Annotated in this window: 28 protein-coding genes; 25 read left to right on the forward strand and 3 right to left on the reverse strand. The window is 73.4% G+C overall.

What is annotated here, in order from left to right:
- Positions 1–49: 49 nt before the first annotated feature.
- The 15 genes from murC (at position 50) to ABZ738_RS21945 (ending at position 13,498) form a co-directional block, all read left to right on the forward strand.
- The gene (gene murC, locus ABZ738_RS21875) at positions 50–1,525 is read left to right on the forward strand and encodes a UDP-N-acetylmuramate--L-alanine ligase (protein ID WP_131057402.1); all 1,476 of its coding nucleotides are present in this window, start codon (positions 50–52) and stop codon (positions 1,523–1,525) included.
- 32 nt (positions 1,526–1,557) lie between these two features.
- Positions 1,558–2,337 carry an FtsQ-type POTRA domain-containing protein gene (locus ABZ738_RS21880; protein WP_176095947.1) on the forward strand — a complete coding sequence of 260 codons (780 nt, stop codon included), beginning with the start codon at positions 1,558–1,560 and terminating at the stop codon, positions 2,335–2,337.
- Between the two features lie 241 nt (positions 2,338–2,578).
- Complete coding sequence (gene ftsZ / locus ABZ738_RS21885) at positions 2,579–3,691, forward strand: cell division protein FtsZ (protein WP_131054387.1); 1,113 nt, start codon at positions 2,579–2,581, stop codon at positions 3,689–3,691.
- A 9-nt stretch (positions 3,692–3,700) separates the two neighbouring features.
- Entirely contained in the window at positions 3,701–4,444 is a 744-nt protein-coding gene (locus ABZ738_RS21890) for a YggS family pyridoxal phosphate-dependent enzyme (RefSeq protein ID WP_131054386.1), read from the forward strand.
- A gap of 193 nt (positions 4,445–4,637) precedes the next feature.
- Complete coding sequence (locus tag ABZ738_RS21895; RefSeq protein WP_131054385.1) at positions 4,638–5,327, forward strand: cell division protein SepF; 690 nt, start codon at positions 4,638–4,640, stop codon at positions 5,325–5,327.
- Positions 5,328–5,356: 29 nt separating this feature from the next.
- Positions 5,357–5,662 (forward strand): YggT family protein, encoded by a 306-nt coding sequence (locus ABZ738_RS21900; RefSeq protein WP_111212523.1) that lies wholly within the window; start codon positions 5,357–5,359, stop codon positions 5,660–5,662.
- Positions 5,663–5,706: 44 nt separating this feature from the next.
- Positions 5,707–6,504 carry a DivIVA domain-containing protein gene (locus ABZ738_RS21905; RefSeq protein WP_117227072.1) on the forward strand — a complete coding sequence of 266 codons (798 nt, stop codon included), beginning with the start codon at positions 5,707–5,709 and terminating at the stop codon, positions 6,502–6,504.
- A gap of 74 nt (positions 6,505–6,578) precedes the next feature.
- Positions 6,579–7,166, forward strand: a complete 588-nt coding sequence (locus ABZ738_RS21910) for a hypothetical protein (RefSeq protein ID WP_357215827.1) — start codon at positions 6,579–6,581, stop codon at positions 7,164–7,166.
- Between the two features lie 3 nt (positions 7,167–7,169).
- The gene (locus ABZ738_RS21915) at positions 7,170–7,475 is read left to right on the forward strand and encodes a DUF167 domain-containing protein (protein ID WP_131054383.1); all 306 of its coding nucleotides are present in this window, start codon (positions 7,170–7,172) and stop codon (positions 7,473–7,475) included.
- 295 nt (positions 7,476–7,770) lie between these two features.
- Complete coding sequence (locus ABZ738_RS21920) at positions 7,771–8,190, forward strand: TraR/DksA C4-type zinc finger protein (protein ID WP_117227075.1); 420 nt, start codon at positions 7,771–7,773, stop codon at positions 8,188–8,190.
- A gap of 67 nt (positions 8,191–8,257) precedes the next feature.
- On the forward strand, positions 8,258–8,935 hold the full coding sequence (lspA, locus tag ABZ738_RS21925; protein WP_131054382.1) for a signal peptidase II: 678 nt from the start codon (positions 8,258–8,260) through the stop codon (positions 8,933–8,935).
- The gene (locus tag ABZ738_RS21930) at positions 8,932–9,876 is read left to right on the forward strand and encodes an RluA family pseudouridine synthase (protein ID WP_131054381.1); all 945 of its coding nucleotides are present in this window, start codon (positions 8,932–8,934) and stop codon (positions 9,874–9,876) included. Before lspA ends, ABZ738_RS21930 begins: the two co-directional genes overlap by 4 nt.
- 42 nt (positions 9,877–9,918) lie before the next feature.
- Positions 9,919–10,932 carry a hypothetical protein gene (locus ABZ738_RS21935; RefSeq protein ID WP_176094872.1) on the forward strand — a complete coding sequence of 338 codons (1,014 nt, stop codon included), beginning with the start codon at positions 9,919–9,921 and terminating at the stop codon, positions 10,930–10,932.
- A gap of 96 nt (positions 10,933–11,028) precedes the next feature.
- Positions 11,029–12,573: an AAA family ATPase gene (locus tag ABZ738_RS21940; protein WP_357215833.1), complete on the forward strand. Its 1,545-nt coding sequence runs from the start codon at positions 11,029–11,031 to the stop codon at positions 12,571–12,573.
- 85 nt (positions 12,574–12,658) lie between these two features.
- The gene (locus ABZ738_RS21945) at positions 12,659–13,498 is read left to right on the forward strand and encodes a DUF2567 domain-containing protein (protein WP_357215836.1); all 840 of its coding nucleotides are present in this window, start codon (positions 12,659–12,661) and stop codon (positions 13,496–13,498) included.
- Here the strand turns inward: ABZ738_RS21945 and ABZ738_RS21950 are convergent.
- Complete coding sequence (locus ABZ738_RS21950) at positions 13,410–14,111, reverse strand: LON peptidase substrate-binding domain-containing protein (RefSeq protein WP_357215839.1); 702 nt, start codon at positions 14,109–14,111, stop codon at positions 13,410–13,412. The genes ABZ738_RS21945 and ABZ738_RS21950 overlap by 89 nt on opposite strands.
- A 107-nt stretch (positions 14,112–14,218) precedes the next feature.
- Between ABZ738_RS21950 and hisD the strand changes: the two genes are divergently transcribed.
- The 8 genes from hisD (at position 14,219) to hisF (ending at position 20,146) form a co-directional block, all read left to right on the forward strand.
- Positions 14,219–15,541: a histidinol dehydrogenase gene (gene hisD, locus ABZ738_RS21955; RefSeq protein WP_357215842.1), complete on the forward strand. Its 1,323-nt coding sequence runs from the start codon at positions 14,219–14,221 to the stop codon at positions 15,539–15,541.
- Complete coding sequence (locus tag ABZ738_RS21960; RefSeq protein ID WP_131052744.1) at positions 15,538–16,653, forward strand: histidinol-phosphate transaminase; 1,116 nt, start codon at positions 15,538–15,540, stop codon at positions 16,651–16,653. The genes hisD and ABZ738_RS21960 overlap by 4 nt, the downstream gene beginning before the upstream one ends.
- Positions 16,650–17,261, forward strand: a complete 612-nt coding sequence (hisB, locus tag ABZ738_RS21965; RefSeq protein ID WP_131052745.1) for an imidazoleglycerol-phosphate dehydratase HisB — start codon at positions 16,650–16,652, stop codon at positions 17,259–17,261. The genes ABZ738_RS21960 and hisB overlap by 4 nt, the downstream gene beginning before the upstream one ends.
- A 34-nt stretch (positions 17,262–17,295) precedes the next feature.
- Positions 17,296–17,466: a hypothetical protein gene (locus tag ABZ738_RS21970; protein ID WP_162854348.1), complete on the forward strand. Its 171-nt coding sequence runs from the start codon at positions 17,296–17,298 to the stop codon at positions 17,464–17,466.
- An 8-nt stretch (positions 17,467–17,474) separates the two neighbouring features.
- The gene (gene hisH, locus ABZ738_RS21975) at positions 17,475–18,140 is read left to right on the forward strand and encodes an imidazole glycerol phosphate synthase subunit HisH (protein WP_236145687.1); all 666 of its coding nucleotides are present in this window, start codon (positions 17,475–17,477) and stop codon (positions 18,138–18,140) included.
- A gap of 51 nt (positions 18,141–18,191) precedes the next feature.
- The gene (locus ABZ738_RS21980; protein WP_131052746.1) at positions 18,192–18,515 is read left to right on the forward strand and encodes a hypothetical protein; all 324 of its coding nucleotides are present in this window, start codon (positions 18,192–18,194) and stop codon (positions 18,513–18,515) included.
- Between the two features lie 19 nt (positions 18,516–18,534).
- The gene (gene priA / locus ABZ738_RS21985) at positions 18,535–19,260 is read left to right on the forward strand and encodes a bifunctional 1-(5-phosphoribosyl)-5-((5-phosphoribosylamino)methylideneamino)imidazole-4-carboxamide isomerase/phosphoribosylanthranilate isomerase PriA (RefSeq protein WP_131052747.1); all 726 of its coding nucleotides are present in this window, start codon (positions 18,535–18,537) and stop codon (positions 19,258–19,260) included.
- Between the two features lie 118 nt (positions 19,261–19,378).
- A complete protein-coding gene (hisF, locus tag ABZ738_RS21990; RefSeq protein WP_131052748.1) occupies positions 19,379–20,146 on the forward strand; it encodes an imidazole glycerol phosphate synthase subunit HisF in 768 nt (255 codons plus the stop codon).
- Positions 20,147–20,155: 9 nt separating this feature from the next.
- Here hisF and ABZ738_RS21995 read toward each other — a convergent pair whose 3' ends face one another.
- Together ABZ738_RS21995 and ABZ738_RS22000 are read right to left on the reverse strand one after the other, a co-directional pair.
- The gene (locus ABZ738_RS21995) at positions 20,156–20,617 is read right to left on the reverse strand and encodes a hypothetical protein (RefSeq protein WP_131052749.1); all 462 of its coding nucleotides are present in this window, start codon (positions 20,615–20,617) and stop codon (positions 20,156–20,158) included.
- A 141-nt stretch (positions 20,618–20,758) separates the two neighbouring features.
- Positions 20,759–21,403 (reverse strand): hypothetical protein, encoded by a 645-nt coding sequence (locus ABZ738_RS22000; RefSeq protein WP_131052750.1) that lies wholly within the window; start codon positions 21,401–21,403, stop codon positions 20,759–20,761.
- A 58-nt stretch (positions 21,404–21,461) separates the two neighbouring features.
- On the opposite strand from ABZ738_RS22000, the gene ABZ738_RS22005 reads away from it, so the two are divergent.
- Both ABZ738_RS22005 and ABZ738_RS22010 read left to right on the forward strand, forming a co-directional pair.
- Positions 21,462–22,919 carry a PLP-dependent aminotransferase family protein gene (locus ABZ738_RS22005; protein WP_131052751.1) on the forward strand — a complete coding sequence of 486 codons (1,458 nt, stop codon included), beginning with the start codon at positions 21,462–21,464 and terminating at the stop codon, positions 22,917–22,919.
- Between the two features lie 71 nt (positions 22,920–22,990).
- On the forward strand, positions 22,991–24,301 hold the full coding sequence (locus ABZ738_RS22010) for a low temperature requirement protein A (protein ID WP_343232765.1): 1,311 nt from the start codon (positions 22,991–22,993) through the stop codon (positions 24,299–24,301).
- The last annotated feature ends 24 nt before the right edge of the window (positions 24,302–24,325 follow it).

Here is a 24,325-nt window from a genome sequence, read left to right on the forward strand (position 1 = left end):
GTGAGCCGGGGTTGCGAGCCCCGGAGTCGCGAACGAAAGGTTGGCGCAGATGACCACGTTCAGCCCGGCCGGCACGCTGACCGCCGAGGACCTGGGCCACATCCACCTGATCGGGGTGGGTGGCGTCGGGATGAGCGGTCTGGCCCGGCTCTTCCTGACCCGGGGTCTGCCGGTCTCCGGAAGCGAGCTGCGGGAGTGGCCGTCCCTGGCGGGCCTGCGGGCGCTCGGCGGGACGATCCACATGACCCACGAGGCGACCAACCTGGACGGTGTGGACACCGTCGTGTACTCCTCGGCGATCCCCGCCGACCATCTGGAGATGGTCGAGGCACGGGAGCGCGGGCTGCGGGTGCTGCACCGGTCGGAGGCGCTCGCGGCGGCGATGACGGGCCGGCGCACGGTGGCGGTGGCGGGTACGCACGGCAAGACCACCACCACCTCCATGGTCACCATGGTGTTGCAGCGGGCCGGCACCGATCCGTCCTTCGTGATCGGTGGGGAGATCTCCGAGGGCGGCTCCGGCGCGCACCACGGCACCGGCGAGTACTTCGTGGTCGAGGCGGACGAGAGCGACCGCTCGTTCCTCATCTACCGGCCGTTCGTCTCGATCATCACGAACGTCGAGGCCGACCACCTGAACACCTACGGCGACCTGGCCACCCTGGAGGCGGCCTTCGCCGAGTTCGCCCGGCTCACCGACCCGGCGGGCTTCGTCATCACGTGTGCCGACGACCCGGGTGGTCGGCGGCTGGCGGACACGCTGCGCGCCGAGGGGCGTCGGGTGTACACCTACGGCGAGGCCGACGACGCCGACCTGCGGCTGAGCGACATCGCGTCGTCGGCCCAGGGGGTGCGCTACCGGGCGCACATCGACGGTCGGTCGCTGGGCGAGTTCCGGCTGCCGGTGCCGGGTCGGCACATGGGGCTCAACAGCGCCTCGGCGGTGCTGGCGACGTACCTGCTGGAGCTGCCGTTGACGGCGGCCGAGGCGGCGCTGGCGGCCTTCCCCGGCGTACGCCGACGGTTCGAGCGCAAGGGCGTGGTGGACGGGGTGCTCGTCTACGACGAGTACGCCTACCACCCCACCTCGATGACGTTGGCTCTGCAGACGTTGCGGGAGGTGGCCGGCGAGGGGCGGCTGATCGTCGTCTTCCAGCCCTACCGGCTCTACCGCACCCGTGATCTGCAGGCGGAGATCGCCGAGGCGCTCGCGATCGCCGACGAGCTGGTGCTGCTGGAGGTCTTCGGCCCGGGGGAGCTGCGCGGCCCGGGCGAGGGGTCGGCGGCGCTGATCGAGGCGGTGGCGCTGCCGTCGGGGCAGAAGGTCTTCGTCGACTCGTGGGAGGACGCGCCGGTGGAGGTGGCCCGGCGGGCCCGCCCCGGTGACGTGGTGGTGACGATGGGCGCCCCGCCGATCTCGCTGATGGGCGACGAGCTGCTGGTCGTGTTGACCGCGCGGGCCGCCGGTCCGCAGGTGGCGGCCGGTGGTGGCGCGGTTGTCGGCGTGGACCGTACGGCGGAATGAGTCCCGGCCCGGCGCGCGGGCGCGGCACCGGTGTGGACGGCGGCGGAGGTCGCCGTCCCACCCGACGGTGGCAGCTGGTCCGGGCCGGCCGGGACGCGGTACCCGCCTCCACCCGGCGGTTCATGGCCCGGGCCCGGCGTCGGCGGATGCGGGCCGCGCTGCCCTGGGCGGTGGCCGGTGGCGTGCTGGCCCTCGCCGGTCTGGTCGCCTGGACGCTGCTCGGCACCGGCCTGTTCGGAGTACGCGAGATGCGGGTGGAGGGCGCCGAGCTGGTCACCTCCGTGCAGGTGCGGGACGCGGCCGCGGTGCCCGACGGCGCGCCGCTGGCCCGGGTGGACCTGACCGAGCTGGCGGCGCGGATCGGCACGCTGCCGCCGGTGGAGCGGGTCACCGTGCACCGGGACTGGCCGGACGGGCTGGTGGTGCGGCTGACGGAACGGACCGGTGTGGCGGTGGTGCCGCGCGGGCAGCAGTTCGACGTGATCGACGCGGCCGGGGTGGCGTTCCGGACGGTGCCGCAGCGCCCGGACGGCCTGCCGCTGCTGCGCCTGGCCGCCGCCGGGCCGGACGATCCGGACACCCGGGCGGGGCTGACGGTGCTCGGCGAGCTCACCCCAGAGTTGCGTGGTGAGCTGACCGAGGTCCGGGTGGAGGGGCTGGCCCGGATCAGTGTTCTGCTGCGTGACGACCGCACGGTGTTCTGGGGTGACGCGACACGCGGGGCGGACAAGGCCCGGGTCGCCACCGCGCTCCTACGCGAGGAGGCCGACCGGATCGACGTCAGCGCGCCGGACGTGGTCACCTTCCGGTGAGTGGCCGGTCAGGCTGTGAAGCGTCCCGCTCCACGGGCGACACGCCGGAACGGTCCTTGGCACATCGCTCGGCTGCGCTTACGTTGCCCGGAAGAGGATCAGTGGTTGACATAACTGTAACCCTCTAGTAGAGGGTGAGGGTTTGCCTCGCGACCTCGCTGGTGACAGCCGAGTCGACCGCAGGTCTGGCCACGCCGAAGCCGGTCGGGGAGCAGCCAATCTCGAGGGGAAAGGACCGGAGATGACACCTCCGCACAACTACCTGGCGGTCATCAAGGTCGTCGGCATCGGGGGCGGCGGCGTCAACGCCGTCAACCGGATGATCGAGGTTGGGCTCAAGGGCGTCGAGTTCATCGCGATCAACACGGACGCGCAGGCGTTGCTGATGAGCGACGCCGACGTGAAGCTCGACGTCGGTCGCGAACTGACCCGGGGCCTCGGCGCCGGGGCCAACCCGGACGTCGGCAAGAACGCCGCCGAGGACCACCGCGACGAGATCGAGGAGGTGCTCAAGGGCGCCGACATGGTCTTCGTCACCTGCGGCGAGGGCGGCGGCACCGGCACCGGTGGCGCGCCGGTGGTGGCGAACATCGCCCGTAAGCTGGGCGCGCTGACCATCGGCGTGGTGACGCGCCCGTTCTCCTTCGAGGGCAAGCGCCGTCAGGTGCAGGCCGAGGCCGGCATCGACGAGCTGCGCAACCAGTGCGACACCCTGATCGTCATCCCCAACGACCGGCTGCTGGCCCTCGGCGACCGCAACATCAGCATGATGGACGCGTTCCGCACCGCCGACCAGGTGCTGCTCTCCGGTGTCCAGGGCATCACCGACCTGATCACCACGCCGGGTCTGATCAACCTGGACTTCGCGGACGTCAAGAGCGTGATGAGCGGCGCGGGCAGCGCGCTGATGGGCATCGGCAGCGCGCGCGGCGAGAACCGCGCCGTGGAGGCCGCCGAGGCGGCCATCTCCAGCCCGCTGCTGGAGCAGAGCATGGACGGCGCGCGAGGCGTGCTGCTCTCCATCGCGGGCGGCTCCGACCTGGGGCTGTTCGAGATCAACGACGCCGCTCAGCTGGTCACCGACGCGGCGCACCCGGACGCCAACATCATCTTCGGTGCGGTGATCGACGACGCCCTCGGTGACGAGGTGCGGGTGACCGTGATAGCCGCCGGCTTCGACGGTGGCACTCCGGCGTACAAGGCGGCCGAGCCGACGCGCAAGACCAACCAGAACCAGCCGACGCAGCCGAGCACCCCGGTCGTGTCGCCCGCCGTGCCGGCACCACCGCAGTCGCCGCGTCGGGTGCTGTTCGACGACGTCGACGTGCCCGACTTCCTCAAGAACGGGTCCTGAGCGGCGCCGATGACCGACAGCCCCGCACTGGTGCGGCCCGACCGGCGCGCCGAGCTCGCCGCCGGGCTGGCCCGGGTACGCGCCCGCATCGCCGACGCGTGCGCAGCCTCGGGCCGGGACCGGGCCGACGTGACGATGATCGCGGTGACCAAGACGTACCCGGCCGCCGACGTGGTCGCGCTGGCCGGGCTCGGCGTGACAGACGTGGGCGAGAACCGCGACCAGGAGGCGGCCCCGAAAGCCGCCGAGGTCGCCGCGGCCGGCGCCGCGCCCCGCTGGCACTTCGTCGGGCGGCTGCAACGCAACAAGGTCAAGTCGGTGCTGCGGTACGCCGACATGGTCCAGTCCGTCGACAGCGTACGGCTGGCGTCCACGGTGGCCGCCGCAGCCGCCGGACGGGACCGGCCGTTGGAGGTGTTGGTGCAGGTCAGCATCGACGGCGACCCGTCCAGGGGTGGTGCGGTGCCCTCCTCGGCCGACCCGGACCTCGGGCTCGGCCCGGTCACCGAGGCGGTGGCCGCCGCCGATGGTCTGCGGCTGTCCGGGCTGATGGCGGTGGCGCCGCTGGGCTGGGAGCCGGAGCGGGCGTTCGCCCGGCTGGCCGACCTCGCCGCGGAGGTGCGCGCCACACATCCGGGTGCCACGGTGCTCTCGGCGGGCATGAGCGGCGACCTGGAGGCGGCGATCGGCCACGGCGCGACACATGTCCGCGTCGGGAGCGCGTTGCTCGGAATGCGTCCCACGCTGCGGTAGCCTGGCCGCGAGGGAAGCAAATTACATCAGTGTTGTTTGCGGGAACGGCCTTCCTCGCCACGGGGGGCGTGACGTGCAACGCGAATTGCGCGTCGGAGGATTGCCGTTCCGGTCCAGTGGGCAGGAACGGCCCACTCGCGACAGGCGACACGGCGGGGGCGTGTGCCGCACGGCGGACGGGAAGGGCGCGGGGATGGGTGCACTGCGCAAGGCGGGGGTCTGGCTCGGACTGGTCGAAGAGGACGAGGAGCGGGCCTACGACGACGGTGGTTACGACAAGGGTGGCTATCGCGAGTCGCGGTACCGGCAGAGCCGGTACGCCGAGGAGTTCGCCGACGATGACGACGACGAGGTGGAGGAGGCGCCCGCGCCCCGGCCGCGACTCGGCGACCGGGGGCGGCTGAGCGAGCGTGCCGGAGGTCGCCTCGGTGACTCCGAGCGGCTGGAGTCGGAGCGGCCGGAGCGGGTCGAGCGGTCCAGCGTGCGGTCGATCACCCGGGCGTCCGCCGAGTCGTCCGGCGCGAACGCGTACCACACCCGGGACAACCTGGCTCTGGCGCCGCAGGTGCAGCCGCGTGAGCGGGTGATGCCCGAGGAGGAACAGCGCTACCAGATCACCACGCTGCACCCGACCACCTACCGGGAGGCGCGGACGATCGGCGAGCACTTCCGGGACGGCGTACCTGTGATCATCAACCTCACCGAGATGGACGAGGCGGATGCCCGCCGTCTGGTGGACTTCGCCGCCGGGTTGGCGTTCGGGCTGCGCGGTACGATCGAGCGCGTGACCAACCGGGTGTTCCTACTCTCGCCGGCCAACGTCCAGGTCACCGCGGAGGACAAGGCCAAGATCGCTGAGGGTGGGTTCTTCAGCCTGAGTTGACCCGCCCGACCCGAGGGACGCCACAAGCCGTGTTGTCGATCTTGCTACAGGTTCTCTACCTGATCACGTATGTCTTTCTGATCGTTCTTTTGGCCCGTTTCGTGTTGAGCGCCGTCCTGCAGTACGGGCGGCGTTGGCAACCTGGTCGCGGAGCATCGGCCGGACTGGAATCCGTGTGGAGCGTCACTGATCCCCCGCTCTGGGCGTTGAGGCGTGTGATCCCTCCGCTGCGAATTGGTACCGTGAGCATCGACCTGGCCTCCCTTGTGCTCCTGGTTATCCTGTTCGTGCTGATGAGGTTTGTGTTAGAGCCGGCGATCATCAGGACCGCCTGATGACCGACGCGCTATCGCGGCCGCAACTGACCCGAGGAGTTTCGATGCCGCTGACCCCGGCCGACGTCCATAACGTCGCCTTCAAGAAGCCGCCGATCGGCAAGCGGGGCTACGACGAGGAGGAGGTCGACGCCTTCCTGGACGAGGTCGAGCGCGAACTCGCCCGTCTGATCGAAGAGAACAACGAGCTGCGCGCCCAGGTGGAGCGCGGCGGTCGGGGCGGTGCCCCGGCCGGTCCCGGTGGCGACGCCCGCCTCGCCGCCGAGCTCAACGACGTCAAGGCGCAGCTCGACCGTGTGCAGCGGGACAAGGCCGCCGCCGAGCAGGCCGCCCGCGCGATGCAGGCCGAGCTGGAGCAGACCCGCTCCGCCGGTGGTGCGGTGCCGGGTGGCGACGGCGAGCAGCAGGCGCTGCGGGTGCTGATGATGGCCCAGCGCACGGCGGACGACCACGTCTCCGACGCGCGCCGCGAGGCCGACCAGCTGCTCTCCGAGGCCCGTTCCAAGGCCGAGGAGGTCACCCGTGAGGCGCGGGCCAAGGCCGACGCGCTGGAGCGGGACGCCCGTCAGCGGCACCAGGAGGCCATGGGCGGCCTGGACGCCAAGCGCACCGCGCTGCAGAAGCACATCGAGGAGCTCAAGCAGTTCGAGCGCGAGTACCGCACCCGGCTCAAGGCGTACCTGGAGAGCCAGCTGCGTGACCTCGACGGTCGTGGGCAGGGCCTGGAGGCCGAGATGACCCGCGGGGACGGCACCCGGGCCGCCGGCAACGGCCTGGCCGCCGCGGGGCTCGCCGGTTCCTACGGCGGCGGTCGCTCCGGCGCTCTCGAGGCCGGTCGCTGAATCGGGCCGGTGACCGCCGTCGACACGGCGGTCGCCCGCCCTGCCTCATCGGTACGACGCGACGGGGGTGAGCGGTGATAATCATCAGTCTCGCGCTCATCCTCGTCGCCGTGGTGCTGCTGGTGCTCGGTCTGGCCGGCGGCTCCAGCCCGTTGCTGGTCGTCTCGATCGGCGCCAGCCTGCTGGCCGCCGTGGCCCTGGTCACCGGCGCCCGTCAGGCCGCCACCGGCCGCGCGGCGGCCCGTGGTGAGCGGGCGACGGAGGACGCCACCGGGCCGACCGTCCAGGAAAGCCCGTCGGGCATCCCGACGCAGCACGTCCCGCCGACCGTCGACACCGGCGACTCCGGGTGGCGGCAACCACCCGGTTCGCCGGTGACGGTCGAGGCGGAGGCGCCGGCCGAGGGCGCGGTGGTCGACGGGTACGACGACGAGCCGGCCGCCCAGGAGATCACGCCGGAGCAGGCCGCACGGCTGGCCCGGCTCCCGGACGAGGTCCGGGTGGTCGACGGTCGACCCCGCTATCACCTTGCCGAGTGCGTGCACCTGGTCGGGCGCGACCACGAGCCGCTGCCCGCCGCCGAGGCGGCCGAACTCGGCTTCACGCCGTGTGGGCTCTGCGCCCCCGGCACCGTCCTGCTCTCCGAGTCCGGCCGCCGCTGAGCCGTGGCCGAGGTGCTCACCGTCGCCGTACGGGTGAAGCCGGGGGCGTCCCGGGCCCGGGTGGGTGGCCGGTTCGACGGTCCGCACGGTCCCGCCCTGGTGATCGCCGTCAACGCCCGGGCCGTGGACGGACGGGCCACCGAGGCGGCGCGTCGCGCGTTGGCCGAGGCGCTCGGTGTCCGCCCGGCGGCCGTGTCGCTGCGGACCGGTGCGGCCAGCCGCGACAAACTCTTCCTGGTCGCCGCCGACGGGCCGGATCCGGTGTCGCGGTTGTCCCGGTTGCGCGACGGCGTGGGCCCGCCCGGCTGACCGGCACCCGCCGCGCGCGGACGCCGGATCCGGGGGTACGGGGACGGCGAACCGGCCGGCGACGTGGTCGCGATCTGCTAGCGTTCCCCCTGCCCCGGTAATGGCATGAAACGGGGCGGATAGGGCGATTCGGTGCGGCAGATTGTCGGACGCCTGTACGTTCCGTATCCTTGCCAACCTCCGGAGTGCGCGGCCAGGTCGCCGCGCGCCCGTTTTGTACCTGGGGCAGCCGATGTCGGCGGCCCCTGTTCAGGTGCCACGGATTTCCCGTGGCTCCGTGGCCGAGGGAGCGACTATGGCCAAGCCAGCCGACACCAGGACCGCGGGCCGTAAGCCGGCGCCGAAGTCCACCCGCAGTGCCGCGGAGACCGAGAAGATCCGTGCCGCGCTGGCGGCCCGTCATGACGAGTTGCGCGCCGAGTACGATCAGACGCTGAGCGAGATCACCGAGCTGCAGCGCGACCGGCTGACCGACTCGGCCGGGGACGACCAGGCCGACACCGGGACCAAGACGCTCGAGCGGGAGCAGGAGATCTCCCTCGCCAACAGCATCCTGGAACGGATCACGCAGGTCGAGCGCGCGCTGGAGCGGCTCGACGAGGGTGGTTACGGCTGGTGCGCGCGGTGCGGCAACCCCATCCCGGTGGAGCGCCTCGCCGCGTTCCCGTCGGCCACTCTCTGCGTGACCTGCAAGCAGCTGGAGGAGCGGCGCTGACGGCTGTCTCCCCGGCACTGGTGCGCGGCGGTGCGACAGCACCGCCGCGATCGTCGATGGGGAGCGAATGAGCGCAGCACCGCCCGCGGGACCCGGCACCGCCGCGCCGGGCACCGCCACGAAGTCGCGGCGCCGGCCGGTCACGATCCTGGTCAGCCTCGCGTTGTTCGCGGTGGCGGTCGACCTGTTCACCAAGCACCTGGCCCTGCAGGAGCTGAGCGACCGGGAGCCGGTACGCCTGCTCGGCGGCGCGCTGTACTTCTCGCTGACCCGCAACAGCGGGGCCGCCTGGAGCATGGGCTCGGACTACACCTTCATCTTCCCGGTGATCGCCCTCGGTGTCCTGGGCTGGATCGCCTGGATGGCGCGGACGCTGCGCTCGGTGCCGTGGGCGATCTCGCTCGGCCTGGTGGTCGGCGGCGTCACCGGTAACCTGATCGACCGGATCTTCCGCGCACCGGGCTGGTTCGTCGGGCACGTGGTCGACATGATCAGCGTCTTCGACCCGTACGGCCGGGTCTTTCCGATCTTCAATATCGCGGACAGCGCCCTGGTCTGCGGTGTCGTGCTCGCGGTCGGCCTGGAGTTCACCGGCCGTCAGCGTGACGGCACCCGGGCCGTCGGCGAGGAACGGCCCGCCACGACGCCCGGGGACGACGACGCGACGCCCACCGGCGACGGCGCCGAGACCGGTCCGGGTCCCCGTGCCGGGACGACCGACGACGGACGGCGGGAGCGGGCATGACGGCCACCTTCGCCGCCGGCGGCGACCACCGCAGTCTGCCCGTCCCCGACGGCCTCGACGGGATGCGGCTGGACCAGGCCGTGGCCCGGCTGTTCGGTCTCTCCCGTACCGCCGCCGCCGCGCTGGTCGACGACGGCGCGGCACTGGTCGACGGTGCGGTGCGGCCCAACTCGCACAAGGTGCGGGCGGGCGCCTGGCTGGAGGTGACGCTGCCGCCGCCGGCCAGCGCGCCGGTGGTGGTGCCGCAGGCGGTGCCGGGCCTGCGGGTGGTCCACGCCGACGACGACATCGTGGTGGTGGACAAGCCGGTCGGCGTGGCGGCGCATCCGAGCCCCGGGTGGAGCGGCCCGACGGTGATCGGCGGGCTGGCCGCGATCGGGCACACCATCGCCACCAGCGGCGCGGCCGAGCGCCAGGGCGTGGTGCACCGGCTCGACGTCGGCACCACCGGCGTGATGGTGGTGGCCAAGAGCGAGCAGGCGTACAGCGTGTTGAAGCGGGCCTTCAAGTACCGCGAGGTGGAGAAGCGGTACCACGCGGTGGTGCAGGGTCACCTGGACCCGCTGCGCGGCACCGTGGACGCGCCGATCGACCGGCACCCGCACCACGACTACCGCTGGGCGGTGGTCTCCGGCGGCAAGCCCAGCATCACCCACTACGACACCATCGAGGCGTTCCCCGCGGCCAGCCTGGTCGACGTCCGGCTGGAGACCGGTCGCACCCACCAGATCCGGGTGCACTTCTCCACCATGCGGCACCCCTGCGTGGGTGACCTGACGTACGGTGCGGACCCGACGCTCGCCGCCCGGCTCAAACTGGATCGGCAGTGGTTGCACGCCAGAGAGTTGAGCTTCCAGCACCCCCGTACGGGGGACGAGGTCCGCTTCGTCAGCGACTACCCTGACGACCTGGGACGTGCGCTGGAAATCCTCCGCGACTGACGCGCCCCACCCGTCCCGACCGATCCGACGAGGGGGCTGCCCGTGCGTGCCGGCGACCTGCTGCGGCAGTTGGACCAGCGGCTGCTGCCCCGTCTCGCCGCCGCGGTGACCCGACTCGGCCAGGGACCGACCCGGGTCCCGCTGCTCGGATGGGTGGCGGTGCTGTCCTGCGCCGCCGTGCTGACCACCGCCGTGCTCGCCACCAACGGGCCGCCGGTGCCGGACCGCACCGTCGGCGAGGTGACCCGGGTGGGGGTCTCCGACGGCGACTCCATCCCCGGATACGAGCGCACCGCCGCCGCGGACCTGGCCGCGCTGGCCGGCACGTCCCTCGCCGACGGCACGTACGCGCTGGTCTCGTTGACCGAGTACCGCACCCCGGAGTCGCTCGCGGCGGTCGTCGGTGACATCGGCGTGGCGGTGGTCTTCGGCCGGGTGCCGTTGCCGGACCGACAGACCGAGATCGTCCGGATCCCCGCCCAACGGCTGCCGGAGGACGTGACCGCCGGGATGACCCGGCTGGCCGAGCGCAAGGAGCGGGAGGCGACCGACTACCGCACCCGGGCCGCCGCGCTCGGTGGCGGTGGTCCGCAGCAGCGCGAGTTGCGCGAGCTCTACGAGAGCGGCGCGCAGGTGGCGGCGGCGGAGGCCACCGCGTACCGGTCCGGCTGCGCCTGCCTCTACGCCCTGGTGGTGCGGGCCGCACCGGCGCAGTTGCGCGGCGTGGCGACCCGGCTGGGTGTGCGGGTGGTCGACCCGGCCCCGGAGGTACGGCGGTTGGAGCGCACCGTCTTCACCCCGCCGCTGCCCGAGCAGCAGGACGTGGTCCGCCCGCCGATCGACCACGGTCACACCGCCTCCCCGATGCCGACCGCCGCGACGGGCTCGCCCGTGCCGCCCTCGACTCCGGAGCGCGACCCGTCGGCTTCGCCGCAGGTGACGGATTCGTCACCATCACCGGCGGTTTCCTCGTCGGCACCGCCCGTCATCCCCCGCGAGACGCCCTCCACCTCGGTGGACAGCGCCGAGGAGAGCGAAGCGAGCCCGACACCGTGACGGTTGCGGACACATCGGTACGTCGCCCGGTGTGGCCTGAATAAGGTTTCGTTCGTAGCCTGTCAGACGGAAACCAAAGCGCGGGGAGGGCGAGCCGTGGACGGCAGCGAGACCGGTTGGGGACGTCCCGCCGAACCGGCACCGCGTTGGCGGGCGCTGCTGGATCGAGCCCGCCTGGGCGGTCGCGGCAGTGACCAGGCCGCCGAGCGACACACCGACGAGGAACCACCACCACCTTCGACCGAGCCGTTGCCGCGTCGCGGTCCCGGTCCCGGCTACTCCGGGCGGGTCGCGCCGGTCGGCCCCCCGCCGGTCGGCCCCCCGCCGATGGGGCCACCGCCGGTCGGCCCTCCGCCGCCGAACCGGCAGCCGTACGGTGGCGAGCCCGGTTACCGGGCCGAGGCGAGCTACCGGGTCGAGCCGCCGCGTCCCGCGCCGACGTACCCGGGACAGTCCGGCCCTCCGGTCGAACCCGGCTATCCGGGCGATCCGGGGTATCCGCCGCCGCCCGACCAGCGTCGCCCCGACCAGCGCCGTCCCGAACCGCGCCGTCCGGACCAGCGGGGTGCCGATCCGCGCCGTCCCGACCAGCGGGGTGCCGATCCGGGCGAGTCGCGGTACACGTTGCTGGACAACGGCTACCGGCACGCCGCACCGCCGGTGGAGTCGCGGTACGCGCTGCTGGACAACGGTGGCTACCAGCCGCCCACGCCTCCCGCGCCGCCGGCCCCCGCGCCGCCGATGGCACCGCCCGGCCCGCCGGCGCAGGCGCCTCCGGGGGCGGTCGGCGGCCGTCCGGGACGTTTCGAGTGGCGGGCGCAGAACTCCGGCGGTGACCTGGAACGGGCCGCCGCCGTGCTCCGGCGGGACCTGGGCACCCCCCGGGTGGTCGCCTTCGCCAACCCCAAGGGCGGCGTGCACAAGACCACCGCGACCGTGCTGGCCGCGGCCACCGTCGGCAGCGTACGCGGGCGGGGTGTGCTGGCCTGGGACGACAACGAGTTGCGGGGCACCCTCGGGCTGCGCGCCGGCAGCGCCCGGCACGCCCGGACGATCCGGCATCTGGTCTCCGACCTGGTGCAGATCGAGATCCGCGAGGGCCCGGAGCTGCTGGAGATCCTCGACGACTACCTGCGGCACGCCTCCGACGGCTCGTACGACGTCCTGGCCGGTGAGGAGAGCCCCCGGTTCGCCCAACGACTGGACCAGTTCACCGTCAAGCGGGTGCTCGAACTGCTGCGTCGCACCCATGACGTGATCTGCGTGGACACCGGCAACAACGTGGAGAGTCCGAACTGGCGCACCGTCATGCAGGCCGCCGACCAGCTCGTGGTCACCACCGTGCCGCGCGAGGACGCCGCGTTCAGCGCCGACTGGATGCTCGACCTGCTGCACGAGGAGGGGATGGGGGAGCTGGCCGACAACGCGGTCACGCTGATCTCCTGCCCGACGCCGGGCCGGCTGCCGTTGCAGGGCGACCTGGAGCGGCACTTTGCGACCCGGACCCGGGCGGTGACCGTGGTGCCGTACGACCCGGCGCTGGAGACCGGCTCCTCGATCGAGTACCACCAACTCCAGGGCGAGACCCGGCAGGCGTGGCTGCGGGCGGCGGCGGCGATGCTGGAGCCCTTCGGCCGTTGACGCGTCCGGGCAGCTCACCACCGACGGTGGTGGCGGAGTGGCGACACTGTGCGCGGCGTCCGGCGGCAACTGCGAGGATCATCGGGTGAGCCCGGAGACCCCCGCCGCCGAACCGCCCGCACCGGCACCGCCGGTCGTCCCGCAGCCGCCGACCGGACCGCCGCGCCATCCTGCCCGTACGCTGCGGGTCGGTGCCCTGACGGTGCTCGTGATGGGTCTGCTGGGCGCCCCGCTGGGGCTGCTCTGGGCGGTGCTCGCACCGGCCACCCCGGTGATCAAGAGCGGCCCCACCCAGGCCGTCTACGGCCAGGCGCAGCCGGAGCAGCCGATCGCCGCCGACGGCTGGTTCAGCCTGCTCGGTCTCGGTTTCGGGGTGCTCGCCGCGCTCGTCGTCTGGCTGGTGCTGCGGCGCTACCGGGGACCCGTCGGCCTGGTCGTCGTGGTGGCCGGTGGCCTCGCCGCCGCCCTGGTCGCCTGGCAGGTGGGGCGGCGCATCGGGCTGAGCGGCTACGAGCGACTGCTGGACAGCGCGCCGGACGGCACCCGGCTGGCCAAACCCGCCGACCTGCGGGCCGGCGGCATCGAGATGGTGCTCGGGGTGCTGCCGGTGCCGCACGGCAATCTGCTGCTGCCGGCGTTCGGGGCCGCGGTGGCGTACACCCTGCTGGCCGGCTGGTCCCGGTGGCCGTCGCTGCGCCCCGAGCCGGAGCCCGACCCGGCCTGGTTCGTCCCGCCGACCGGCTACCCGGACGGCACCGCACGGCCGCCGCTCGACCACCCGGGCGGGACCGTGGCGTCGCCGGTCGGCTACCCGGAGGGTGCCGCGCCGCCGCCGGTCAGTTCGGAGCCGGCGGCGCCGTGGCCAGCTCCGCCAGCGGCACCGGCACCGCCCGCACCTGGCGCAGCAGAGCCGCCTCGCGGTTGAGTAGCCGCAGTTCGGCGCGGAGCCGGGCGGCGGTGTCGTCGATCGCCAGCAGCCGCTGCCGGTCGGCCACGGTCAGCGCGGCGGTCGCGGCCACCAGGTGGGAGAGCACCGTCGGATCCTCGGGCAGTTGCTCGCTGAGCTGCTCGGGCTCGGCCCGCATCAGGCCGAGGTACTGCCGGAACACGGCGGTGACCCGGGCCGCGAGCTGCGCGGCTGCCTCGTCCGGGCCGCTCGGCTCGGGTAGCCACTGCACCTCGGCGGTCAGGTACGGCGCGGAGGTGGAGTCGATCTCGATGACCCGGAACCGTCGCCGGCCCACCGTGACGATGTCGAATCCGCCGTCGGTCAACTCGGCGACCTCCCGCAGGTCGGCGGTGCACCCCACCTCGTGCAGGGTCACCTCGCCGGTGCCCGGGGTGATCCGGTCGGGTCCGGGAGCGACCTCCCAGCCGCTGCGGATCGCCACCACACCGAACTCCCGGGGCGTATCCGGCGGCAGGTCGACCAGGTGGCGGACCAGCGCGCGGTAGCGCTCCTCGAAGATGTGCAGCGGCAGCACCAGCCCGGGGAAGAGCACCGTGGTGAGCGGGAACAGCGGCAGCCGTGCGGTCACGTGATCGAGCCTAGCCCGACTCGCCGCCACCGGCGTGTCCCGGCTCACCGTCCCGGACAGCGGGCGGCGTCGGTCGGCCCGGTGGCGGGCCGCCTAGACTCGCAGGGGTGTTGAACCGGATCGACCTGCGCGGTGGCGAGCCCGACCCGCGCCACCTGCTGCCCCGTGCCCAACTCGACGTGTCGGTGGCCGTCGAGCGCATCCGCCCGATCGTGACGGCGGTCCGTGAGCATGGCTACCAGGCGGTCCGCGAGGCCAGTGAGCGGTTCGACGGGATCTCCCCGGAGGTGCTCCGGGTGCCGGTCGAGGCGATCGCCGCGGCGGAGCAGACCCTCGACCCGCAGGTCCGCGCCGCGCTGCTGGAGTCCATCCGCCGGACCCGCACGGTTCACGACGACCAGCGGCGCACCGATCACACCACCCACGTGGTGCCGGGCGGCACGGTCACCGAGCGCTGGGTGCCGGTCGACCGGGTCGGTCTCTACGTTCCCGGCGGTCTGGCGATGTACCCGTCGACCGTGGTGATGAACGTGGTGCCCGCGCAGGCGGCCGGAGTCCGGTCGCTGGTGGTGGTCTCGCCGCCGCAGAAGGAGAACGGCGGGCTGCCGGACGCCCGGGTGCTGGCCGCCTGTGCGCTGCTCGGCGTCGACGAGGTCTACGCCGTCGGTGGGGCGCAGGCGGTGGCCATGCTGGCGTACGGCTGCGCGGTGGACGCCGCCGGCAGTGCGCACTGCGCTCCGGTCGACATGATCACCGGGCCCGGCAACATCTTCGTCACCGCCGCCAAGCGGCTGCTGCGCGGCGTGGTGGGCATCGACGCCGAGGCCGGCCCGACCGAGATCGCCATCCTCGCCGACGACACCGCCGACCCGGCGCACGTCGCCGCCGACCTGATCAGCCAGGCCGAGCACGACCCGCTGGCGGCGAGCGTGCTGGTCACCCCCTCGGTGGCGCTGGCCGACGCGGTGGACCGCGAACTTGCCCGGCAGGTGCCGGCGACCAAGCACGCCGACCGGGTCGGCACCGCGCTGGGCGGGGAGCAGAGCGGCGTCGTGCTCGTCGACGACCTGGCCGCCGGGCTGCGGGTGGTCGACGCGTACGCGGCGGAGCACCTGGAGATCCAGACCGTCGACGCCCGCGAGTGGGCGATGCGGGTACGCAACGCCGGGGCGATCTTCGTGGGCGCGTACTCGCCGGTGTCGCTGGGTGACTACTGCGCCGGTTCCAACCACGTACTCCCCACCGGCGGCTGCGCCCGGCACTCGTCCGGGCTCTCGGTGCAGTCCTTCCTGCGCGGCATCCACCTGGTGGAGTACACCGAGGAGGCGCTGCGGGAGGTGGCACCGCACGTGGTGGCGCTGGCCACCGCGGAGGACCTGCCCGCGCACGGCGAGGCGGTCTCCGCCCGATTCCGTCAGGAACCCTCATGACCGAGCTGTCCGACCTGCCGATCCGGGACGACCTGCGCGGGCTGTCGCCGTACGGCGCGCCGCAGCTCGACGTGCCGGTGCGGCTGAACACCAACGAGAACTCCTACCCGGTGCCGGAGCCGGTGGTGGAGGCGATCGGCAAGGCCGTCGCCGCCGAGCTGCGGGACCTCAACCGGTACCCGGACCGCGACGCGGTGGCGCTCCGCGCCGACCTGGCCGAGTACGTCGGCCACGGGCTCACCGGCGACGGGGTGTGGGCGGCCAACGGCTCCAACGAGATCCAGCAGCAACTCCTCCAGGCGTTCGGTGGACCGGGGCGGACCGCGCTCGGCTTCACGCCGGCGTACTCGATGCATCCGCTGCTGGCGTTGGGCACCGGCACCCGGTGGGTGCCGGCCCGGCGCGGCGTCGACTTCGGGTTGACCGCCGACGAGGCGGTGGCCCAGATCCGTGAGCACCGGCCCGACGTGGTCTTCCTCTGCTCGCCGAACAACCCCACCGGCACCGCGCTCGACCCGGCGGTGGTCACCGCCGTGCTGGACGCGGCACCGGGCATGGTGGTGGTCGACGAGGCGTACGCGGAGTTCGCCCGGCCGGGGACGGTCAGCGCCCTGGCGGTGCTGCCCGGGCACCCTCGGCTGGTGGTGACCCGGACGATGAGCAAGGCGTTCGGGTTCGCCGGCGGGCGGCTGGGCTACCTGGCAGCCGACCCGGCCGTGGTGGCGGCGGTGCAGCTCGTGCGCCTGCCGTACCACCTCTCGGCGCTCACCCAGGCCGCCGCGCGGGCGGCGCTGGCGCACCGCGAGACGCTGCTCGGCACCGTCACGGAGATCATGCGCCAGCGGGACCGGATCGTCGCCGCGCTGCGCGACCGTGGTCTGCGGGTGGCCGACAGCGACGCCAACTTCGTGCTCTACGAGGTGGGCGGCGACCAGGGCGTGGCGTGGCGCGCGATGCTGGCGCAGGGGGTGCTGGTACGCGACGTCGGCCTGCCGGGCTGGCTGCGGGTCACCGCCGGCACCCCGGCCGAGACCGACGCCTTCCTTGCCGCCGTGGACGAGACCCAGCGCGAGGGCCAGGCCCCGCCGCGACCGAAAGGCACCCCATCATGAGCCGGACCGCCCGGGTGGAGCGGATCACCAAGGAGACCAAGGTCCTGGTGGAGATCGACCTCGACGGCACCGGAGCGGTCGAGATCAGCACCGGGGTCGGTTTCTACGACCACATGCTGCACCAGATCGCCCGGCACGGAGGTTTCGACCTGACCGTGCGGACCGTGGGTGACCTGGAGATCGACGCGCACCACACGATGGAGGACACCGCGTTGGCGCTGGGCGCCGCGTTCGACCAGGCGCTGGGCGACAAGGCCGGCATCCGGCGCTACGGCTCGGCCGTCGTGCCGATGGACGAGGTGCTGGTCCGGGCCGCCGTCGACCTGTCCGGTCGGCCGTACGTGGTGCACGACGAGCCGGCGCTGGCGCCGTACATCGGCCCGGTCTACCCGACCAGCATGACCCGGCACATCTGGGAGTCGTTCGGTCAGGCGGCCCGGATCACGCTGCACGTGGACGTCCTGCGGGCGGCTCGCCCCGGCGGGCACCCGGACGCCCACCACGTGGTGGAGGCGCAGTTCAAGGCGGTCTCCCGGGCGCTGCGTGAGGCGACCGCGCTGGACCCGCGCGCGGCCGGGGCGATCCCGAGCACCAAGGGCGCGCTGTGACCGGCCGGGACGTCACCGGGCGGGGGTGCCGCTGATGGGCGCGGTGCTGCCGACGCTGCTGCTGATCTTCGCCGGGGTGCTGGTGGGCGGAACGCTCTCCCTGCACCGGCAGGGCGCGCCGCGCGGCGCGGTGGTGGTCTGCGGTCTGCTGGCGCTGCTGGCCAGCATCGCCGGTGTGCTGTGGCTGCTGCCGGGGGAGGGATAGTGGCCGACGTGAGCAGTCGCCCTGCCGGTGCCGAGGACGCGCGTCGCCGGGTCGTGGTGCTCGACTACGGGTCGGGCAACCTGCGCTCGGCGGAACGCGCGCTGGCTGCCGCCGGTGCCGACGTGGTGGTCACCGGAGACCTGGCCGCCGCCGCCGACGCCGACGGTCTGGTGGTGCCCGGGGTGGGTGCCTTCGCCGCGTGCATGGCCGGCATCGACGAGGTCGGCGCGGGCCCGGTGATCGCCGAGCGGGTCGCCGCCGGTCGGCCGGTGCTGGGCATCTGCGTGGGTATGCAGATCCTCTTCGAGTCCGGCGACGAGCACGGGGTGGTCACCAAGGGGCTGGGTCTGCTGCCGGGTGGCGTCAGCCGGCTTCCCGCCGCCCGGTTGCCCCACATGGGCTGGAACACCGTGCAGGCGCCGGTCGGTTCGGTGCTCTTCGCCGGCCTGCCGGCCGACAGCCGTTTCTACTTCGTCCACTCGTACGCGGCCGGTGACGTGGCCGCGCTGACCGAGGCCGGCGTCCGGGTGACCACCGCCCACCACGACCGTGACTTCGTCGCGGCGGTGGAACGGGGTGCGCTCTCGGCCGCCCAGTTCCACCCGGAGAAGTCCGCCGACACCGGTGCGGCCCTGCTGCGCAACTGGCTGGCCACGGTGCCCGTCGGTGGCTGACCGGGGCAGCGCCCGGCGGTCGGCGACGACCGGGCGTACGCGGGGGCGCCGGTGAGCAAGGAACGGGCCCGTCGTCGCGCGGTCCGCGAGGCGGAGGCCGCCCGACGTCAGGTGGTCCGGGAACGGGCGATGGCCCGCCGGGCCCGGCGTCGCGCGCTGGTCCGCCGGTTCGTGCCCACCGTCCGCCGGGGGCGCACCGGCCGGTTGCTCCGGTACTCCCGGGGTGAGCGTGCCGCGATCGTGGCGCTGACCCTGGCGGCGGTCGTCCTGATCTGGCTGCTCGTGCCCGACCTGGGGCTGCGGCTGTTGTTGATCGTGTTGTTGTTGCTCGTTCTGCCGGTGATCGTGGTGATCGCCCTGAACCGCCGTTCCTGATCTGGAAGGACCAAGATTCGTGAGCCTCACCCTGTTGCCTGCCGTGGACGTCGCCGACGGCCAGGCCGTCCGACTCGTGCAGGGCGCCGCGGGTAGCGAGACCACCTACGGCGATCCGCTGGAGGCCGCGTTGGCCTGGCAGCAGGACGGCGCCGAGTGGATCCACCTGGTCGACCTCGACGCCGCGTTCGGCCGGGGCTCGAACGCGGCGCTGCTCGCCGAGGTGGTGCGCCGGCTCGACGTACGCGTCGAACTCTCCGGCGGCATCCGCGACGACGCCTCGCTGCGGGCCGCGCTGGCCACCGGCGCCGAGCGGGTGAACATCGGCACCGCGGCGTTGGAGGACCCGGAGTGGTGCGACCGGATCTGCGGCGAGTACGGCGACCGCGTCGCGATCGGTCTGGACGTGCGGGGCCGGACCCTGGCGGCGCGCGGCTGGACCCGCGACGGCGGTGACCTGTACGAGGTGCTGGAGCGGCTGGACAAGGCCGGCGCGTCGCGGTACGTGGTCACCGACATCACCAAGGACGGCACCATGCGTGGCCCGAACCTGGACCTGCTGCGGGCGGTGTGCGGCCGCACCGACGCCCCGGTGATCGCCTCCGGGGGTGTCTCGACCCTGGACGACCTGCGGGCGCTGGCGACGCTGGAGCCGATCGGGGTGGAGGGTGTGATCGCCGGCAAGGCGCTCTACGCCGGCGCGTTCACCGTCGCCCAGGCCCTGGAGACCCTCGCCGAGCGGTAAGGAAGGGCACCTTGTTACCGCCTGCGGTAGAGGAAGGGTCCCCTGCTAACACGTGAGCCGGCCGGGGGCCCGGGTACGGCCGGTCAGCGCACCGGCACCGGGCGATAGGCTTTCCGGCATGACGGTGGCGGTGCGCGTGATCCCCTGTCTCGACGTGGACGCCGGTCGGGTGGTCAAGGGGGTCAACTTCCTCGACCTGCGGGACGCCGGTGACCCGGTCGAGTTGGCGGCGGCGTACGACCGGGCGGGCGCGGACGAGTTGACCTTCCTGGACGTGACCGCCTCGTCCAGCGACCGGGGCACGATGCTCGACGTGGTCCGGCGTACCGCCGAGTCGGTCTTCATCCCGCTGACCGTCGGCGGGGGCGTGCGTGCCGTGGCGGACGTGGACACGCTGCTGCGTGCCGGTGCCGACAAGGTCGGGGTGAACACCGCGGCCATCGCCCGGCCGGAGCTGATCGCCGAGATCGCGGACCGGTTCGGCCGCCAGGTGCTGGTGCTCTCGCTCGACGTGCGGCGGGCACCGGCGGGCACCACCGACAGCGGTTTCGAGGTGACCACGCACGGCGGCCGGCGGGGGACCGGGCTGGACGCGGTGGCGTGGGCCGCGCGCGGCGCCGAACTCGGCGCCGGGGAGATCCTGCTGAACTCGATGGACGCCGACGGCACCAAGGCCGGCTTCGACCTCGAACTCATCGCCGCGGTACGCCGGGTGGTCGACGTGCCGGTGGTGGCCAGCGGTGGCGCGGGCGAGGTGGCGCACTTCCCCCCGGCGATCGGCGCGGGTGCCGACGCGGTCCTCGCGGCGAGCGTCTTCCACTTCGGGGAACTGACCGTCACCGAGGTCAAGGACGCGCTGCGCGGGGCGGGTCACCCCGTCCGCTGACCTGGGTACTCAGCCCCGGCCGGAGTGGCCCTCGGGCGAGCGGCGGGGCATCGGGACGGAGCGGACCAGATATTCCTGGACGGCGGCGGTGTGCTCGGCCTCGTCGAGGTGCCAGTCCGCGGTGCCGGGCGGGTGCCGTCGACTGAGCACGCCCTGGACGGTGTCGACGGTGGTGGCCAGCCCGGCGCTGGGCCGGGTACGCCAGAGCCGCTCCCCGTCGGCGGTGATCCGGAACCAGCCGTCGGCGACCTCCACCAGGCCGGCGCCGAGCAGCCGGCGGATCGCTCCCTCGATGTCGTGTCGCTCGGGGAGCGTCCGGTCGAGGTGGTCGGCGGTGGAGATCACGTCGGCCAGGCGTACGCCCTCGGGCCTGCGGGTTGTCGGGGAACGCCGGTGCCTCCCCGCGCCGCTGGCGATCACCAACGAGACGAAGATCCACGCGTCGGTCCGTCGCCAGGCGTTCTCCCCCATGTGGAGATTCTGCCGTCAGCGCGGCGGGAAGGAAACACCACCCGACCCACTGCGACTCTGAGTCACCTGTCGATTGCCGAGGGTTGATGTCGCGGGCGGGTCGCCGGAGCGGCCGGTACGCGGGGTGGCGCGGCGACGTCGTCAGGTGGCGGGCGCGGTCCCGACCGGGGCGGGGCCCGGCTCGGGGGTGTCGAAGACCGGCAGGAAGAACTGCGCGAGGGGCCCGATGGTCAGCGCGTACGCGACGGTGCCGAGACCGACCGTCCCGCCGAGCAGCCAGCCCACGGCGAGTACGGCGATCTCGATGGCGGTGCGGACCAGGCGTAGCGACCAGCCGGGCCGGCGGGCGGCGAGACCCGTCATCAGCCCGTCGCGGGGGCCGGGGCCGAGCCGGGCACCGAGGTAGAGGGCGGTGGCGATGCCGTTGCCGACGATGCCGGCCACCAGCAGCGCGACGCGCACCGGCAGCGGCCCACCGGTGGGCAGCAGGGCCAGCGTCGCGTCGACGGCCAGGCCGATCACCACCACGTTGGCCACGGTGCCGATGCCGGGGCGCTGCCGCAGCGGGATCCAGGTCAGCAGCACCAGGGCGCCCACCAGGATGACCGTGGTGCCCATGGTCAGCCCGGTCAGCCGGGAGAGGCCCTGGTGGAACACGTCCCAGGGGTTCAGGCCCAGCTCGGAACGGATCATCAGCGCCATGCTGAAGCCGTAGAGGACGAGGCCGACGTGCAGTTGGGTCAGTCGCCGGACCGGCCGGTGGCGGAGGTTGCCAATCAGGGTCACGCGTGCCACTCTAGGGGCCAATCTGGGCGCGCATAGAGCCAATTTTCGGGGAGTGGCCATGGCGAGTCAGGTGCGTGGAGCGCAATTGGCCCGACTGCTCGGCCAGTGGCATGCGCTGCCCGGTCGGCGGCGCAGTCCCGACTACGCCGCGCTGGCCGGCGCGGTACGTGGCCTGCTCGCTGACGGGCGGCTGCCACTGGGCGTACGCCTGCCGGCGGAACGGGACCTGGCCGAGGCGCTGCGGATCAGCCGGACCACCGTCACCGCCGCGTACCGCGAACTGCGTGACAGCGGGCACCTGTCCAGCCGCCGGGGTGCGGGAAGCTGGACCCGGCTGCCTGGCACACACCGGGTGGCGCCGAACGGTCTCTGGACCCCGCTCGACGACCGGGACATGATCGACCTGGGGGTGGCGGCGCTGGCCGCCCCGCCGGAGCTGCTGCCGGCAGCCCAGGCCGCGACCGAGGACCTGCCCCGCTACCTCGGCGGGGCCGGCTACCACCCGACCGGCATCATCGAGCTGCGGGAGGCGGTGGCCCAGGGTTACACCGACCGGGGGCTGCCCACCTCACCCGACCAGATCATGGTCACCAACGGCACCCAGCACGCCCTGGACCTGGTGCTCCGGCTGGCCCTGGCGCCGGGCAGCGGGGTGCTGGTCGAGTCACCGAGCTACCCCAACGCGCTGGCCGCACTGGCCGCCCGACGGGCCCGGATCACCACCCACGGACTGGCCGCCGACGCCACCGGCTGGGACGCCGACCTGATGCTCGGCTCGCTGCGGCAGGTACGCCCCCGGGTGGCCTACCTGATCCCGGACTTCCAGAACCCGACCGGGCATCTGATGGAGGCGGACCTGCGCGAGCGTCTGGTCTCCACCGCCCACGCCGTCGGCACCGACCTGGTGATCGACGAGTCCTTCGTGGACCTGCCGCTGGACGGCACCGTGCTGCCGCCGCCGACCGCGAGCTTCGACCGGCACTCCCGGGTGGTCAGCATTGGCGGCATGAGCAAGCCCTTCTGGGGCGGTCTGCGGATCGGCTGGATCCGGGCCTCCGCGCCGCAGGTGCAGCGGCTGGCCGCAGCCCGGGTCGGCGTCGACATGTCCAGCCCGGTGCTCGACCAACTCGTCGCCGTGCACCTGCTGGCCGCCGCGCCGGGCATCGTCGCCGCCCGGCGTACGCAACTGGCGGTGCAACGGGACGCGTTGCTCGGTGCGCTGGCCGACCGGCTGCCGGAGTGGCGGGTCACCGTGCCGCGCGGCGGCGTGACGCTCTGGGCCGAGCTGGACGGCCCGATCTCCAGCGCGCTGGCGCGGGCGACCGAGGAGGTCGGCGTACGCCTGGCGCCCGGACCCCGGTTCGGCCTGGACGGCACGTTGGAACGCTTCCTGCGGCTGCCCTTCACCCTGCCCGCCGGCGACCTGGTCGAGGCGGTGGGTCGGATCGCCGCGGTCCGCTACGACCTGGACCGGACCGGGCTGCCCCGGTGGCGGGAGCCGAGCGTCATCGCCTGACCGGGGTCGCGCCGGAGCCGATCCGGCTGATCCACCTCGCCCGCCGGTCGACGGCGGGCAGACTTGCCGGGGTGGACGGACTCCGGGGGGTGCGGTGGTCGCGTGGGGTGCGACCGGGTGCACCCGGGTCGCGCGCCACCCGCCTGGAACTCTTCTACGACCTGGTCTTCGTCTTCGCCTTCATCCAGGTCACCACGCTCACCGCCGACAACTTCACGCCGCGCGGCCTGCTCCAGTGCGTGGTCGTGCTGGTGCTGCTCTGGTGGGCCTGGACCGGCTTCGCGGTGATCGGCAACCTGGTCCGTACCGACCAGGGGGTGCTGCCCTTCGTGGCGTTCGCCACCATGGGCGGGGCCCTGGTCTTCGCGCTCGCCATGCCGCAGGCGTTCAGCAGCACGGCCGGCGGGCTGTCCGGGCCGTTGGTCTTCGCGATCTGCTACTTCCTGGTCCGGGTCGTCCAGGTGGGTGTCCTGGGCTGGCTGGCCCGGGGCGACCCCGAGCTGCGTCGCCGCTTCCTGGCCGCGATGGGACGGGCGGCAGTGGTCGGCACGCTGGTGCTGGCCGCCGCGCTGCTGCCCCAGCGACTGGCCGACGAGGCGGGCGAGATCGGGCTGCGGCTGCTGTTCTGGATCGCGGCGATCGTCGTCGAGTACGGGGCGGCGGTGGCGCTGGGCAGCAGCAACTGGACGCTGCTCTCGGCCGGGCACTGGGCCGAGCGGCACGCCCTGATCGTGCTGGTGGCGCTCGGCGAGACGATCATCGCGTTGGGGCTCGGCGCCCACTTCGTCGTCGATACGCCACTGACCTGGCTGGTGATCCTCTCGGGGATGCTCGCGGTGGCGGTGGTCGCCGCGCTCTGGTGGTCGTACTTCGACACGTTGGCGCTGGCACTGGAACAGGTGCTGCACCGCACCCGGGATCCACGGGCCCGCTCGGCGTTGGCCCGCGACGCCTACACCTACCTGCACCTGCCGCTGGTCGCCGGCCCGATCCTGTTCGCGCTCGGGCTCAAGCGGGTGCTCACCGGTGCCGCCGAGCCGGCCACCTCGGCCGGGAGCCTGTTGCCCGCTGGTGAGTTGCTGGTGCTGCACGGTGGCGTGGCGCTCTATCTGGTGACGCTGGTGGCGCTGGGCTGGCGGGTCCTGCGCACGCTGCGGTGGCCGACCGTCGGCGGCGTGTGCCTGCTGGTGCTGCTGCTGCCGGTCGCCGCCCAGGTGCCGGAACTGGTCACTCTGACGTTGCTCACCGTGGTCGTGCTGGCGATGACGGTGGTGCAGACGCTGACCGACGCGCCGCTGCGCCGCCAGGTCCGGGAGGTGGCGATGGCCGAGCAACTCGCCGCCGAGGCCGAGCAGACCACCTGGCGGGGACGCCACCTGTGAGCGGGTACGCCTCGGCCCCGCGTC

Origin of the sequence: Micromonospora sp. NPDC047793, assembly GCF_040642635.1 — a bacterium.
Classification (GTDB): Bacteria; Actinomycetota; Actinomycetes; order Mycobacteriales; family Micromonosporaceae; genus Micromonospora.